At 40.9% G+C, this 14674-nt stretch carries 20 protein-coding genes; 8 read left to right on the top strand and 12 right to left on the bottom strand.

All coding sequences use genetic code 11. The annotated features are described in order from the left end of the window. The first annotated feature begins 20 nt into the window (after positions 1 to 20). Positions 21 to 1553: a bifunctional GNAT family N-acetyltransferase/carbon-nitrogen hydrolase family protein gene (locus AC27JL_RS17820; RefSeq protein WP_008129436.1), complete on the top strand. Its 1533-nt coding sequence runs from the start codon at positions 21 to 23 to the stop codon at positions 1551 to 1553. Then, complete coding sequence (locus AC27JL_RS17825) at positions 1553 to 1870, top strand: DMT family transporter (protein WP_006792480.1); 318 nt, start codon at positions 1553 to 1555, stop codon at positions 1868 to 1870. Before AC27JL_RS17820 ends, AC27JL_RS17825 begins: the two co-directional genes overlap by 1 nt. A 49-nt stretch (positions 1871 to 1919) precedes the next feature. Here AC27JL_RS17825 and AC27JL_RS17830 read toward each other — a convergent pair whose 3' ends face one another. After that, a complete protein-coding gene (locus tag AC27JL_RS17830; RefSeq protein ID WP_006792479.1) occupies positions 1920 to 2615 on the bottom strand; it encodes a hypothetical protein in 696 nt (231 codons plus the stop codon). Positions 2616 to 2632: 17 nt separating this feature from the next. After that, complete coding sequence (locus AC27JL_RS17835) at positions 2633 to 3511, bottom strand: EamA family transporter (protein ID WP_487196238.1); 879 nt, start codon at positions 3509 to 3511, stop codon at positions 2633 to 2635. A 255-nt stretch (positions 3512 to 3766) separates the two neighbouring features. Here AC27JL_RS17835 and AC27JL_RS17840 point away from each other — a divergent pair, with 255 nt between their 5' ends. Then, positions 3767 to 4150 (top strand): MAPEG family protein, encoded by a 384-nt coding sequence (locus tag AC27JL_RS17840; protein WP_006792477.1) that lies wholly within the window; start codon positions 3767 to 3769, stop codon positions 4148 to 4150. A gap of 72 nt (positions 4151 to 4222) precedes the next feature. On the opposite strand, the gene AC27JL_RS17845 is transcribed toward AC27JL_RS17840, so the two are convergent. From AC27JL_RS17845 to AC27JL_RS17855, 3 genes are all read right to left on the bottom strand, one after another. Beyond that, positions 4223 to 5434: a M56 family metallopeptidase gene (locus AC27JL_RS17845; RefSeq protein ID WP_006792476.1), complete on the bottom strand. Its 1212-nt coding sequence runs from the start codon at positions 5432 to 5434 to the stop codon at positions 4223 to 4225. A gap of 9 nt (positions 5435 to 5443) precedes the next feature. Then, the gene (locus AC27JL_RS17850) at positions 5444 to 5818 is read right to left on the bottom strand and encodes a BlaI/MecI/CopY family transcriptional regulator (protein WP_006792475.1); all 375 of its coding nucleotides are present in this window, start codon (positions 5816 to 5818) and stop codon (positions 5444 to 5446) included. A gap of 102 nt (positions 5819 to 5920) precedes the next feature. Further along, on the bottom strand, positions 5921 to 6613 hold the full coding sequence (locus AC27JL_RS17855) for a pseudouridine synthase (RefSeq protein WP_006792474.1): 693 nt from the start codon (positions 6611 to 6613) through the stop codon (positions 5921 to 5923). Positions 6614 to 6705: 92 nt separating this feature from the next. Here AC27JL_RS17855 and AC27JL_RS17860 point away from each other — a divergent pair, with 92 nt between their 5' ends. Then, positions 6706 to 7011, top strand: coding sequence for a DUF6482 family protein (locus tag AC27JL_RS17860; protein ID WP_006792473.1), 306 nt, complete (start codon positions 6706 to 6708; stop codon positions 7009 to 7011). A 40-nt stretch (positions 7012 to 7051) separates the two neighbouring features. Next, on the top strand, positions 7052 to 7459 hold the full coding sequence (locus tag AC27JL_RS17865; protein ID WP_006792472.1) for a GNAT family N-acetyltransferase: 408 nt from the start codon (positions 7052 to 7054) through the stop codon (positions 7457 to 7459). A 37-nt stretch (positions 7460 to 7496) separates the two neighbouring features. Here AC27JL_RS17865 and AC27JL_RS17870 read toward each other — a convergent pair whose 3' ends face one another. From AC27JL_RS17870 to lptM, 7 genes are all read right to left on the bottom strand, one after another. Further along, complete coding sequence (locus tag AC27JL_RS17870) at positions 7497 to 7853, bottom strand: HopJ type III effector protein (protein WP_487196239.1); 357 nt, start codon at positions 7851 to 7853, stop codon at positions 7497 to 7499. A 47-nt stretch (positions 7854 to 7900) separates the two neighbouring features. Further along, a complete protein-coding gene (locus AC27JL_RS17875; RefSeq protein ID WP_487196240.1) occupies positions 7901 to 8611 on the bottom strand; it encodes an HAD-IA family hydrolase in 711 nt (236 codons plus the stop codon). Between the two features lie 9 nt (positions 8612 to 8620). Beyond that, entirely contained in the window at positions 8621 to 9565 is a 945-nt protein-coding gene (locus tag AC27JL_RS17880) for a tyrosine recombinase XerC (protein ID WP_008129459.1), read from the bottom strand. Continuing rightward, entirely contained in the window at positions 9562 to 10173 is a 612-nt protein-coding gene (locus AC27JL_RS17885; protein WP_487196241.1) for a DUF484 family protein, read from the bottom strand. The genes AC27JL_RS17880 and AC27JL_RS17885 overlap by 4 nt, the downstream gene beginning before the upstream one ends. Continuing rightward, complete coding sequence (gene dapF, locus AC27JL_RS17890) at positions 10170 to 11000, bottom strand: diaminopimelate epimerase (RefSeq protein WP_010557932.1); 831 nt, start codon at positions 10998 to 11000, stop codon at positions 10170 to 10172. The genes AC27JL_RS17885 and dapF overlap by 4 nt, the downstream gene beginning before the upstream one ends. Before the next feature lie 64 nt (positions 11001 to 11064). Beyond that, positions 11065 to 12318 (bottom strand): diaminopimelate decarboxylase, encoded by a 1254-nt coding sequence (gene lysA, locus AC27JL_RS17895; protein WP_487196242.1) that lies wholly within the window; start codon positions 12316 to 12318, stop codon positions 11065 to 11067. Continuing rightward, positions 12319 to 12513 (bottom strand): LPS translocon maturation chaperone LptM, encoded by a 195-nt coding sequence (lptM, locus tag AC27JL_RS17900; RefSeq protein WP_487196243.1) that lies wholly within the window; start codon positions 12511 to 12513, stop codon positions 12319 to 12321. 157 nt (positions 12514 to 12670) lie between these two features. Here lptM and cyaY point away from each other — a divergent pair, with 157 nt between their 5' ends. Genes cyaY through AC27JL_RS17915 form a run of 3 tightly spaced genes read left to right on the top strand, consistent with a single transcriptional unit; the run spans position 12671 to position 14662 of the window. Then, positions 12671 to 12994: an iron donor protein CyaY gene (gene cyaY / locus AC27JL_RS17905; RefSeq protein ID WP_006792464.1), complete on the top strand. Its 324-nt coding sequence runs from the start codon at positions 12671 to 12673 to the stop codon at positions 12992 to 12994. Continuing rightward, entirely contained in the window at positions 12991 to 13647 is a 657-nt protein-coding gene (locus tag AC27JL_RS17910) for an alpha/beta hydrolase (protein ID WP_487196256.1), read from the top strand. Before cyaY ends, AC27JL_RS17910 begins: the two co-directional genes overlap by 4 nt. Before the next feature lie 22 nt (positions 13648 to 13669). Further along, a complete protein-coding gene (locus AC27JL_RS17915; protein WP_271480479.1) occupies positions 13670 to 14662 on the top strand; it encodes a DUF2914 domain-containing protein in 993 nt (330 codons plus the stop codon). The last annotated feature ends 12 nt before the right edge of the window (positions 14663 to 14674 follow it).

The raw sequence follows: 14674 nt of genomic DNA on the forward strand, positions 1-14674 counted from the left end.
CATGCCCCAAGGAGTTGTGTATGTCGGCAGAAAAAACCCACCTAGAAATTTGTAACTTGACCAAAGAGCAGTACCCACAAATAAAAACGCTAATGGATCAAGCTTACCCAGACTTAGGTGGCGCATGGCCAAGCCATACCATTTTTAGATTAATCGATCAGTTTCCAGAAGGGCAAATAGGCATAGTAGATGACGGCGTGCTGGTGGGTTTAGCACTCAGCGTGCAAGTAGACTACGCCCGCTTTTCAAATCCGCACACCTACGAAGACATTGCTGACGGCCATGACCGTGTATTCAGCGATACCGATGGCGATGCGCTATACGGTTTGGATGTTGCCATTAGCGAAACTCACCGAGGTATGCGTTTAGGGCGTCGCCTTTATGATGCCCGTAAAGAATTGTGCCGCCAATATAACTTACGCGCTATTTTAGCGGGTGGCCGTATTCCGCGTTATTACAATCACAGCAGTGAAATGACGCCAATGGAATACATTGAAAAGGTTGACCAAAAAGAGCTTTATGACCCAATTTTAAGCTTTCAGCTTTCTAACGACTTTCAGGTAAAGCGATTACTAAAAAAGTACCTACCAGAGGATCAAGAGTCTGTAGGTTATGCCACCTTACTTGAGTGGAATAACATAATGTACGAGCCAACCGACACTGTGCTCGAATCGACTAAATCGATAGTACGAGTAGGGGCCGTGCAATGGCAAATGCGTTGTGTTGAATCGGTTGAAGAAATGCTCAAGCAAGTAGAGTATTTTGTAGATACGGTATCTGACTACAAAAGTGACTTTATTTTATTCCCTGAATTTTTTAACGCGCCGCTGATGGGATTAACCGAGCAAAGCAATCAAACTGAAGCAATCCGCTATTTAGCCGAATACACCGAAACGTTTAAAAACGCCATGTCGCGTATGGCAATAGAATATAACGCCAATATTATTACTGGCTCTATGCCACTTGCCGAAGACGACAAAATTTATAACGTAAGTTATTTATGCCACCGTAGCGGTAAAATAGACGAGCAGCGCAAAATACATATAACCCCGCATGAACAAAATGATTGGGTTATTCAAGGCGGCGACAAAATTGCCGTATTCGATACTGATGCTGGGCGCGTTGGTATTCAAATTTGTTACGATGTAGAGTTCCCAGAGCTTTCACGCATATTAGCTAAGCAAGGGCTTGATATACTGTTTGTGCCGTTTTGGACCGATACTAAAAATAGTTATTTACGGGTTCGCCATTGTGCACAAGCGCGGGCAATCGAAAACGAATGTTATGTGGTTATTGCAGGTTCAGTGGGTAACTTACCACAAGTAGAAAGCCTAGACGTACAGTACTCGCAATCGGCAGTACTGACGCCATCTGACTTTTCGTTCCCGCACGATGCAACATTAAATGAAGCCACACCTAATACCGAAATGTTATTATTTAGCGACCTTGATATGGATAAGCTAAAAATTCTTCATAGCGAAGGGACAGTGCGTAATTTAAAAGATCGCCGCGAAGATTTATACGACGTAATTTTGAAAAAGAGAGATGTTTAATGGCTTGGGTTTATTTAGTCATTGCCGGCTTGCTTGAAATAGGCTGGCCAATTGGTTTAAAAATTTCACAGAATCCCGACACACGCTGGCAGGGAATAGCAATGGCCATTGCATTTTTAACAGCCAGTGGTTTTATGTTGTGGCTTGCACAAAAGCAAATATCAATGGGGACTTCCTATGCCGTATGGACAGGTATAGGTGCTGCGGGTACGTTTTTAGTGGGTATATTACTTTACGGTGATGCAGCCACGTTTGGGCGTATTGCGGGTGTGTTAATGATTATTTGCGGTGTGATCACCCTAAAAATTAGCTCTTAATTAATATTTTATGGCGGCGCCTGATTTCACTAGCGCCGTTTTATTTAAATTAAAAATATTGAGTCGATTTATTCTCATATATCTCTTTTTTTATAATGTCTGCACATTTAATAGGGTTTGTCTGAGCAATAAAATGCCCACCGGATATTGTGATTACCTTTGTATTATTAAATACGCTTTTAACCTCATCAACAGCACGGTTATTAACTAATATGTCGTTTGTAGGCTTAATATACACCACAGGTGTAGCGTGTGGGTTTTGAGGTTTACGTAATCGAGATATGTTCTGTAATCTATTTTTTAGTTTAGCTTTATTTGCGAAGCTAATTGATTTAAATACATCTAGAATTTGACTGTCACTTCCCGCACCTGCAAATCCTATTTTATTTAATAACCACATATTTAATTCTGATGCCTGCAAAGCAAATGTAGGGATTAGATGGGCACACCGAGATAATGAACTAGGCGCCGAAATAAAGCTTGCCAGAAATACAATCTGCTTTACATTACTACCCAATATATTACATAGCTCATATGCGATTGGCCCAGAGTATGACTCCGCTACGATAAATAATTCAGTACTTTGCAAATGTTCAGCTAGGTATTGTGCTTTTTTAGCATAGCTATCGCCTTCGAGTTCATCTAAACAAAACACTTGAATATTTAAAGCCTTAGGAAGTACTTCGAGTATTCCTTTAAAAAGCATTCCTGTTCCATCAAGCCCAGGTAGTAGTATTATTTTCAATTAAAACCCTTTTTTATTTATAGTGGTAACATCACCAAAATAGCGGCAACGGCTATAAGTATTAAGCCCGCGGTGTCTTGTTTTTTAAGTGGCTGTTTTAACCAAAGTACGGCAATTAACATGGTAAAAAATACTTCAACCTGCCCAAGCGTTTTAACATACGCCACATGCTGTAAACTCATTGCGCTAAACCAGCCAATAGAGCCTACACAGCTAAAAATACTAATTGCGGCAGTAGTGCCTTTATATTGCCAAAGTTTGCCAACTGTGTGTGGCTCTTTTAGTAATAAATAGCCAAGTAATATAAGCGTTTGTAGGCTTATTACAAACAGTAAAACCCATGCAGCCGAGTGCGGAAATAATAACCCTGAGTTTAAGCTCGCTTCACGTACCCATAGCGATGTAAGGGCAAAGCTGGTACCACAGGCAAGGCCCAGTAACGCTGTTTTAGCATCAAAGTGTTTTACGCTGGTTATACCGCTAAGTAAAAGCACCGCAATAGCGCCTAAAAATACACCCAGCCAACCAAGTAGGCTAAGCGCAGAGCCAAAAAACAATACCCCTAAAATAGCCGCTACTAAGGCTTCACTCTTGGCAAGGCCTGCACCTATGGCGTAATTATTCATTTTAAACAGTTTTACCATTAAGCCGGTGGCGAGTATTTGCATAATACTTGCGCCAATAACAAATCCCCAAAAGGCATTATTTAAGGTAGGCATGGCGGTATCTTGATATTGATACAAGCCGCACAAATACACGGCAGCAATGGGGCCGGCTAAAATAAAGCGCGAAAGCGTTACGCCAGCCACACTTGCATGTGAGCTTAAATTACTTTGCAGGGCATTTCGCCATGCTTGCATAAAAGCGGCTAAAAAAGTGAAAAAGATCCAGGTCATGGTATTCGTCGATAAAAAATAAGGTCTTTACGTTAGCAATCTTTGATTATTAAAGCGACGCATTAAAGGTGATAGTGAATATTCATCACCTGCGACATTATGCCGCACTGCTTTATGAGTAAACTTAGCTATAGTAAGTGTGATGTTATTGTTTAGCCGCCAGCGTTTGTCATAAAACGTATTGGCGGCTTTTTTTGTGCGTGTATGGTATATGTATTGCTCAAATTATCAGATTTTATAATAAGAGAATAAACTATGACGACATTAGTAGTATGCGCATTATTGGCTGTATTAATGCCTTACTTTGCAAAAGTGCCGGTTGCGATGGCAATGGCAAAATTAGGTCGATACGATAATAAACATCCTAGGGCGCAACAAGCAAAACTAACTGGCTTTGGTGCTCGGACGCTCGCTGCTCATCAAAATTGTTTTGAATCACTCGCTGTTTTTGCTGTTGCTATTGCAGTGGTATTTGGTACTAACTCGGTAAACGCAATAACCGAAACCTTGGCGGTTACTCATATAGTCTCACGCATTTTGTATTGTATTTTTTATTGGTTGAACTTAGATATTATACGTTCGCTTGTATGGTTTATTGGCTTAGGTACTACCATTGCCATGATTGTAGTGAGTATTTAATTTTATTGTTAAAACCACAAAGCAAGCAGCCTAAAAGGGTGCTTGCTTTATAGTCTTAAACACTTATTCCCATTAATGCGATATGTTAACTCGCTCTATTAAATCACTTTTTGTAACTGTACTGTTGAGTGCAAAATCAAGTTGTATTAGTACGTTTTGTTGTCCCATTGATGAAGGTGTATATTGCCATTGCATCAGTGCTCTTTTTGCTTCTTTGTTAAAGACTGCTTCTGGTTCAGCTTTTACAACAGTAATGTTAGCTGTTTTGCCTGCTGGGGTTATGTCGTATTTTAATACCACTGAACCGCTAATGCCTTGTTCCGCCGCTTGTTTTGGGTAAAGCGGTTCGATTCGCATTACGGGAGCGATAGATGTTTCTTTTTTAGCTGATGCTTCAGGTTGCTTTGCTACTGCTAAGCCACTGAGCAAGCTTGCTGCTATAAGTAACGCGCTTCCTTTTGCTAGGCGCGAATGTGCGCCGTTATGTTTGATATTAGTAAGTCGTTGTAACATGGTTTTTTTATCTCCGTAGTGTGAATAAGCCATCAGACCCGCTGGCGCATTGGCAGCGCAGTTTACTAAGGCTTTGCTGTATAAAATTTGTTGCTGTGTGGTTTTATTACTTAGTACCCGTTCATCACAAGTTAGCTCCTGCAAACGTCTACAGCTTGCGTATGCCATCCAAGCTAAAGGGTTAAACCACATTAAAATTGTAGCCAGTAATAGCAGCGCATTTGTTAGGTTATCTTTGCGTTTTATATGCACATTTTCGTGCTCTAAAATAAGCGCCAATGTGGCTTTATCAAACAGAGTATTGTAGTTGTGTGGTAAAACTAGCTTGCTATTTAGTACCCCAATTACCATAGGTGTTGCCACTTGATGACTAGTAAAGGTTTTTACCCCTGAGCTTATTTCTGCTTGTAAATTTGTTACTTCACAAAGCTGTAGGTTGCTTACAAATCGGCGGTGAATAATCCAAGTGGCGAATAAAAGCAGTGCCATAATAACTACATAAAATAGCGCCCAGTTAATACTAATAGTGCTTATTAATGGTTGATTTGGAGTAATGATATAATGACTAATTGGACTGTTTTGTAATGGCCTAATTGCATTGGGTAAATTAGCGACAAGCAGCGAGGCTGGTATTAACCACACTAATTTATAAATAAGCTGCGAACCAATTGCTTTTAAGCCAAAGCGCTCAAGTAAAACAAATCCTGCAAACAACAGACTCAATAATAGTTGTTGCTCTATTAGCCAATTAAAGCTTGTTTGAATAACCATGAGAATCCCTTACTTTTGGTTTTTTTCCCAGTCATCTATGACTTTTTTAAGCTCGTTTATATCTTGTTGAGAGAGTTTTTCTGATTTTGCAAAACCACTTACCAACGGAGCTATGCGGCCACTAAAAAAACGCTCAATAAAGTTCTGGCTTTCTTTTTGAGTGTAATCAGCACGATTTATACAGGGGGTATAAATATATTGGCGGCCGTCTTTTTCAAAGGTCAGTGCGCCTTTTTTAACTAATCGACCCAGTAGGGTTTTAATGGTTTTTTCGTGCCATTGCTTATCATCGCTTAAGCGCTCAATAATTTGGCTCGCGGTGGCAGGGTAGTTAATCCAAAGCGCATCAAGCACGTCGAACTCTGCTTTTGATAACTCAATCATTTTATTGCCTACAAATGTAATCTTTAAGTTAAGACTACACCTGTAATCTATTTTTGCAAGGTTATTTTTTAACTTTTTGCGGTGTAATTAAGCGATTTGGTATTAGATTTTCGAAATATCAGTTTTATTAATTTGTATGGAGTGGTTTTCAGGTAGGTTTAGGTTTGAGAGGGCGAGTTCGCTAAATTGCACTCTAAATAAATCAATTACTTTAAAGCCGCAGTAATGCGCCATTTTACGTATTTGTCTGTTAAGCCCTTGTTTTAAAATAATACTAAATTGGTTGTCAGCTATTTTAGTTACTTCACACGGTAAAGTAATTTGTTTATCAACGGGGATACCTGCTGCCATTTTTTCACAAAACGCGTTATTAATCGGTTTATCTACCGTGACTAAATAACGTTTAGGCTGGTGGAAGTCAGGGTGAATAAGTTGATTACAAAAGTCACCGTCGTTGGTCAAAATAAGCAAGCCGCGTGAGTCTTTATCTAATCGGCCAATGGGGTAAACCCGGGTGAGAGTAGGTAAATGGTGAATAAGGCTGGCGGGGTCATTTTCATTTAATTTGCAGTCAATACCAACAGGCTTGTGGTACGCAAAATAAACTAAATCGGCTGCCCCTTTAACTACTTGGCCATTAACTATTATGTCGTCTTGCTCATCAACGTGATCAATATGATTGGCTGGGCGATTATTTACCGTTACTACCCCTTCATCTATTAAACGCGATGCCTGTTTACGCGAGCACACGCCTGCATGAGCAATGTATTTAGCAAGGCGGATTTTGGTGCTCATAAAGTGTTCTCGTTAGTTGGCAATAAAAAACTGATCGCGATTATAGCAAAGCTGCGTATCGATAGAGCGATATTTAATTAAGGTGAACAAAAATGGGTATGAAATTTTCTGAACTAAAAAATCATGAGCCGCTACAAAAAGTAGTTGTTCACTCACTTGAAATGGCGCTTTATCAGGTTTCTGTGATCATTAATAATGTTGAATACTATGTAACAGAGGAAGACGGCGAATTTGTAAGAGCTGTAAGCCCACTGCATGTACAAAAGCGGTTTGAAAAAATAGCGTACGCACAAATGATGCTTCGCCACACAAGCGCATACGATGAAATGTGCGGGCAGCCCGAAAAAACTTCAAGCAACTTACTTGAAGTGCCTTTCGGTAAAAATAATCTTTTTTAATTAAGTGTGTTTGCTAATATCGCTTTTTTAGGAGCGGTATATGTATCAATTAAAATCTGATAACAGTGATGCGTTAAACTCAACTTTACGGAATAAAATAGTTGATTTTAATGCCAAGCATTTTGATGCGCAAAGAGTGCCACTCGGCTATAAATTTGTTGATAATAATAACGAACTAATGGCTGGTATTAGTGGTTGCGTATTTGGCAATTGGCTAATTATAAATTGGCTTTGGTGCAGTGAAATCGCTCGTAATGAAGGCCTTGCAGGGCAGTTGCTCACAGAATTAGAGCAAGCTGCAATATTGCTAGGCGCTAAAAAATCCCAGCTAGACACTCTCGACTTTCAAGCAAAACCTTTTTATGAAAAACGCGGATACAGCGTAAAGTATCAACTTGATAACTACCCACTTTGCGGCACCCGCTATTTTATGGAAAAACCACTTTAATTTATAACATAACTCAAGTTTTTTAATCGGAGCCCAGTTACTTCGCTGTTAAAGGCTCGCCCTCAAACGTAACACCTAAAAATGGTGTCGCCTCTGGCGCTAACATAAACGTGCGAATGTTCATATGATCGTCGCCGTTAGGGTTTTTAAGCACCTCATCGCGGTAAAACTTACCAAAGCAATCAAGAGTGTTTTGCTTGCTAAGCCCATTGAGTTTTGCAAACGCAAAAATTTTACATGAACCGTTATTTTCACTCGCTGAGCTCAGCAACCCGTGGTTATTAAAGGCATAAGCAGTAAAATCGTAATTGGCTTCAATCACCGCCATTGTATCGGTAAATTGAATGCTTTTTGGGTTCTCAGCAAGTGATTTAAGGTATTCGTTTAAAGTCATAATTGTTCCCTAAATTTAATTTATAAGGCTAATTTACTCGTAGCAGCTTATGAACGAATAAAATGCGTTAATGCGTGAATATTGGTGATTTCTACGTCAGCTAGGCCTTTGTAGTTATACTTAGCGTTTTGATCGTTTAACCACACTGATTGGCAACCTGTGTTATTGGCGCCTTGTACGTCGGTATCTAGGCTATCACCAATATGAAGTATGTCGCTTTTGGTGACTTTTAAGTGCGCAGCTGCTTTGTCAAATAAGGTGCTATGAGGTTTAGCTTTACCGTGCATGCCCGCTTGTAGGACTAGCTTAAACTTATTGTGTAAATTAAAGCGTTCTATTTCAACATTGCCATTGGTTATGGCGATTAAGGTAAAATGTTGCGCTAAGTTATCAAGTAGCACTAATACGTCGTCGCTGACTACAATGTTACTGCGTGCATCGGCAAATGCGTTATAGGCGTTACTAGCGTGCAGTGCTACTTCTTGTTCAGTAAATCCTAACTTTGATAGTGCTAAACGCAATGTGTGCTTGCGCCACTGCGTTACATTGTCTTTTAGATCGGGCTGTTGCAGAGCGGCAAGTTGCCGGCATTGTTGCCAGTATTGAGGGCCTTGTTCTTGGTAGCGTGGTAATGCATTTAAGTAATTTTGTTGGGCGCTAACGGCTGCTTTTATAATTGGGTGGTTGTTGTATAGCGTGTCGTCTAAATCAAAGCTCATGACAGAAAAAGGGCGTATTGCACGATTAAATCGGATCATTATAATTTCCTAATCAGTTTGTTTTTTAGCGCGCGGGTGGGTGTTGTCGTACACTTTGGCTAAATGCTGAAAATCTAAATGGGTATACACTTGTGTGGCCGACAAGCTACTGTGGCCAAGCAATTCCTGTACAGCACGTAAATCACCCGACGATTCTAAAATATGTGATGCAAATGAATGGCGTAATTTATGCGGATGCACCTGTGAGCTAATACCTTGCTTTATTCCCCACTCTTGCATACGCAAACGCACTTGGCGAATTGAAATACGATTTTTTTGGCTACTTAAAAATACACCTGGCTCGTCTGGCTTTGCAAACTGAGGGCGCACGGTTAACCATTTTTTTAATGCGTCTAATGCCTTTGTTCCCACGGGAATAAGGCGTTCTTTGTTACCTTTACCGCGAACTAATATTTCGCCACTTTTGGCATTAATATCTTGCATGTTAGCGCCAACTAACTCGCTAATACGTAAACCTGATGAATACATAAGTTCCATCATAGCTTTGTCTCTTATTGCCAAAGGGTCGTCGTCAGGAATTTCGAGCAAGCGAGCCATTTGATCAACGTCGAGGTTTTTAGGTAAAGGCTTGGCAAATTTGGGGCCTTTAATGCCGGTAGCAGGATTGTGATAATGCGATTGCTGCGCAATATTTTTAGCTTTTAAAAACTTATATAAACTTCTGATACAGCTCAATTTTAAGCTAATGGTTCGGCCACTTAGTTGTTTGGCGCGTAAAGCCATACTGTAACGGCGAATATGCTCTGCTTGTACGCCAAACCAGTCATCGCATAATTTATTAAAATAAAGGGCTGCAAAACCAAGTTGGCTAACATACTGATTTACAGTGTGCGCTGAATATTGTTTTTCAAATTTTAGGTAGTCGCTAAATAGCGTAATGGGTGTGCGCCAGTTGTCACTTAATTCGCTTATATTAGGCGCATCATCACTCATGCGAGTTTTTGTAACCTTAACTGCAGGGCACTAATAAAATCCAAAACGAACAGGTTGTCTTGTGCGGGTTCAAAATGGTTCACGTTGTTGCTGCCAAACGCGAGTATGGCAATAGGTTGTTTTTCATCACCGATTAAATAGATAGCCGCAGATTGCGTGTCATCACTAAATAACAGAGCCCGTTCTTGTGCTGTAATACGACCTAAGTAATGGCCAGAGTTTGTGAGGCGGTGTTCAATAAGCTCATCGTAGTCAGGGGTGTATTTTATTAATTTAAAGTCACTTATGTCGTTATTTGAACACACAATAGCGTGTAAATTTTTAGCGATGGTATCAAAGTCGTCATGGCTCCAAAGCTGACGATGGCATTGGCTAAGGAGACGGTATACGAGCTCATTTTGAACTGCGTGCTGGCTCATTGTATCGATTTGATTTTTTAAACGCGTATTGTGTTCACGCAATTGGCGCTGTTGAATATGTACTAATGACGTTGCCCCTTGCGCTTGCTGCTGAAGGTCTAGCTGAGCAAGCACGTTTGGGTGTGTAACTAAAAAGTCAGGATTTGCGAGTAAGTAGCTAGTAATTTGCTCTTCATTTAGCTCGCTCATAACGCTACTTGTCCATCGAATACGTGTTCAGCAGGGCCTGTCATTCGTACTGGATGGCCTTCTCCACTCCAACGTATTTGAAGTGTCCCACCAGGTAGGTCGACTTGTACCGCGCTTGAAAGTTTGCTTTGCATATGGCCAATGACCATCGCTGCACACGCGCCAGTGCCGCATGCGAGCGTTTCATTTACGCCGCGCTCCCATACTCTTAGCTTTATATGCTCTTGCGATATAACTTGCATAAACCCAATGTTAGCGCGCTGTGGAAAACGTTCGTGGTTTTCAAGCAGTGGACCCAATACATCGACCTGCGCTGTCGTAATATCGTCAACTTCAAGCACGCAGTGTGGATTTCCCATAGATACTGCGCCACTAAATACGGTGTGTTCTTCAGCCCTTATAATGTAGGTGAGTTCACGTTTGCTGGCTTTAAGCGGTATTTTGCTTGGCTCAAAATTAGGGTGCCCCATGTTAACCGTAACTTGGCCGTCTTTTTCTATATAGAGCGTTAAGTTACCTGATTTGGTTGATACACTAATTTTATGTTTGTTAGTCAGGCCTTTCATACGCACAAAACGTGCAAAGCAACGTGCACCATTACCGCATTGTTCTACTTCGGTACCATCGGCATTAAAAATACGATAATGAAAATCAAGATCGGGAGAGTATGGTGCTTCAACCATGAGTAATTGGTCAAAGCCAATGCCAAAGTGGCGATCAGCCAGTTTTTTTATTTGATCTCGTGATAAAAATACATTTTGTGTAATGTTATCAATAACAACAAAGTCGTTGCCTAAGCCGTGCATTTTGGAAAAATTAACTAACATAGCGCTCTAATTCGTGTTTGCTCTGTAGTAATCATGCCACAGAGCAGCTAGTTGGCAAAAACGTTTATGGTAAAATTTTCTCACCTTGATAAAGACTCTCAATGGTTTCACGTTCGCGAATAAGATGGTGCTGTTCACCGTCTACCATTATTTCAGCTACGCGTGGGCGAGAGTTATAGTTTGAACTCATAGTAAAGCCATATGCCCCAGCACTTCGCTGCGCGAGTAAATCGCCTTGTTTCAGCGCCAGTTCTCGGTCTTTTCCTAAAAAGTCACCGGTTTCGCACACGGGGCCAACAATATCAAAGTTGTGAGTTGGCGTATCGTCATCACGAACCGACACAGGTATAATTTTTTGCCACGCTTGATAAAGAGAAGGGCGAAGCATATCGTTCATGCCAGCATCAACAATGGCAAAAAATTTACTTTGGTTTTGTTTAATAAACTCAACTTGCGTAATTAATACCCCTGCGTTTGCAGCAATGGCACGACCTGGTTCAAAAATAAGTTCTAAATGGCGGTAGTTTTCTAGGCGAGCCGTTACTTGCTCTGCGTATTCACTAGGATGAGGTGGTTGTTCGTTGTCGTAAGGAACACCTAAACCGCCACCTATGTCTAAATGGCTTAATTCTATCCCGACATTTTTTAGTTCATCTATTAGCGCAAGGAGTTTGTCGAGCGCTTCTAAAAAAGGCTTTACTTCGGTTAACTGCGAACCAATATGGCAATCTACGCCTATTACGTTTAAGCCAGGTAAAGCAGCGGCTTGTTGATAAACACTTACAGCGGTTTGAATATCAATGCCAAATTTGTTTTCTTTAAGGCCAGTAGAAATATAAGGATGCGTTTTTGCATCTATATCGGGGTTAACGCGAATAGAAATTGGTGCTACTAAGTTAAGCTCACACGCAACCTCTGAAATACGCTCTAATTCAGAGGCCGACTCAACGTTAAAACATTTAATCCCTAATTTTAATGCATACGCTATTTCGTCAGCGGTTTTAGCAACGCCTGAAAATACTACTTTACCGGCGTCTCCTCCTGCTTTAACTACACGCGCCAGCTCACCTTTAGATACAATGTCAAAACCCGAACCAAGGCGCGCTAGAATATTTAATACAGCAATATTAGAGTTTGCTTTTACGGCATAACATACCAAGCTTTTATGGTTTTTAGTCGCATTGGCAAACGCAAGATAGTGGCGCTCAAACGTTGCACGAGAATACACATAGCAAGGCGTGTCGTATTGCTGAGCAATAGCGGCAATACTCACATCTTCAGCAAATAATTGATTGTTTTTATAGTTAAAAAAATCCATTTATTGCTCCTGTTTTACTGGTGTTGTAGGTTGCTTGGCCTCTGCGGCAGGCACCATAGTGTTTTCTGGTTGGTTTTGCTCGGCCTGTTGTTCAGGCAAATATAATGGGCCGCTTTGTCCGCAGCCAGCTAATGCGCTAAATAGGGCCGTGCAAATTAATAGTTTTTTTAATTGTAAGGTATGTGTCGCTTTCATTAGATTAATATTGTTGCTGGCTTTATAATCGCAGAGTAACAGAATATCTAAAAAATGCAGCTATTCGCGGATGATTTTATTCCTGTTACACTAGCTGCATATTTTTAACGCAATTACGTACCCAATATTAGGCGGCCCGCCTGCAAAGGAATCAACAATGACTGAACACGAATATCACCAATTAGCCGAAGCTCTTATGTTCACAATTGAAGAGCAAATTGATGATTGTGAAGCCGATTTAGATTACGAATCAGCGCAAGGTATTTTAGAAATTATTTTTCCTGATAAGAGTAAAATTGTCATCAATAAGCAAGCGCCTCTTCATCAAGTGTGGGTAGCAACTAAATTCAATGGTCACCATTTTGAAATGCGTGACGGTCAATGGATTGATAACCGCTCTGGTGCAGAGTTTTGGGAATTCATTAACGAAGCGTCAACTCGCCAAGCTGGCCAAGAAATTAAGTGGCAATCATCATTATGAGTTTAGAGTTTGTTCAATACCCCGCACAGAGCGCGCATAAAGCAACAGTTATTTGGTTACATGGCTTAGGTGATTCGGGTGATGGGTTTGCCCCTGTAGCGCCGCAATTAAATTTACCAGCCGAGCTGGGCGTGCGTTTTGTTTTCCCACATGCGCCTGTGCAACCGGTCACCATAAATGGTGGTATGGAAATGCGTTCTTGGTACGACATTAAGTCAATAGAGCTTGATAAACGTGCCGATGAAGAAGGGGTGAGGGAGTCTGCCGAGAAAGTAGAGGCGTTAATAAATACAGAAATAGCCAACGGAATACCTGCTAACAAAATTATTTTGGCTGGTTTTTCACAAGGTGGTGTTGTGTCGCTTCACTTAGCTCCGCGCTTTGAACAAAAGTTAGCGGGTGTTATGGCACTGTCTACTTATATGTGCGCGCCGCATAAATTTACAGATGAAGCAATGCATACCGATTTAAATGTATTTATGGCACATGGTAGTCACGATAATGTGGTACCAATGAGTGCAGGTAAAAGTGCATTTGATGTATTAACAGCACATAACATGGATGTAAGCTGGCAAGAATACCCAATGGCACACCAAGTGTGTGCAGAAGAGTTACACGCTATTCGCCAATGGTTAATTGCCCGTTTAAGCTAATTTTGGAGCCGCTGAGGTCAATATGAGTCAAAAAATAGTTATTAAAGCAAATGTAAAACGCGAACCACAAAACAGCCTACCTACGGTAAGCTATGAATGGCATTGGCGTCGAATTGTGAGTTTGGCTATGTTGATAGTAATGACGTCTGCGGCTGTGATATATGGTTTAACCAGCTCAGTAAATGCAGATCAGGGCGCACATCCCAATGAACAAACAGAGCTTTTAATTACTGATAGCATACAAGGTGATGAAGTAACTGAAAGCGAAACACATAATGCACCCAGCAACCAATTGCATATAGAGACTGAGTATGCTGAAACATTGCCTGCAGAGCAACTACCAACAGCTCAAGAGGCGGACATTACCAATGCCTTACTTGAAAACGCTGAGTCAGTAACCGTTGCGCCAATCTCAGATGAGCCGACAGTAACCCAATCAACAGTTGACTCAATAACTGAAAAAACGAATACAGTTGATAACAGTAAAAACGATGCGTTGATCACTAATGCAATGAGCGCTGATACAACAAGTGAAACTGTATCTGTACCTGCGTCAGAGCAAACTTCTGAGCTTGGCACAATCGCATTAGAGCCAGAGAGTAATATTGATGCACAACCTGTTACAGAGCAATTTGCTGAAGATGCCCATATTGCTAGCGTAGCACTCGGTGCTCAGATTGATACCAGTAAAATAAGCCGCGCAGTGCTTACACGCAGTGTAGCAAAACGCGAACCTACTAATGTGTTTGCAGCCGACGTGCGTTTAAGTCAATTTGAAGGTTCGTTATCATTTTTTAGTGAGCTTAAAGGGCTGCAAGGCCAGCGCGTAAAACATGTTTGGTCTTTTGAAAGTGAAACAATGGCCGAAATTTCACTTAATGTTACTTCGCCACGCTACAGAACTTATTCAACAAAAAATATTATGAACACGCAAACAGGCCATTGGCGTGTAGCTGTTGTTGATGAGCAAGGTAATTTAATAGCTCAAAAAGAATTTAGAGTGTTAGCTAACTAAATAATGCTAACC

It is taken from the genome of Pseudoalteromonas sp. 4NS20-0020, from assembly GCF_057554385.1.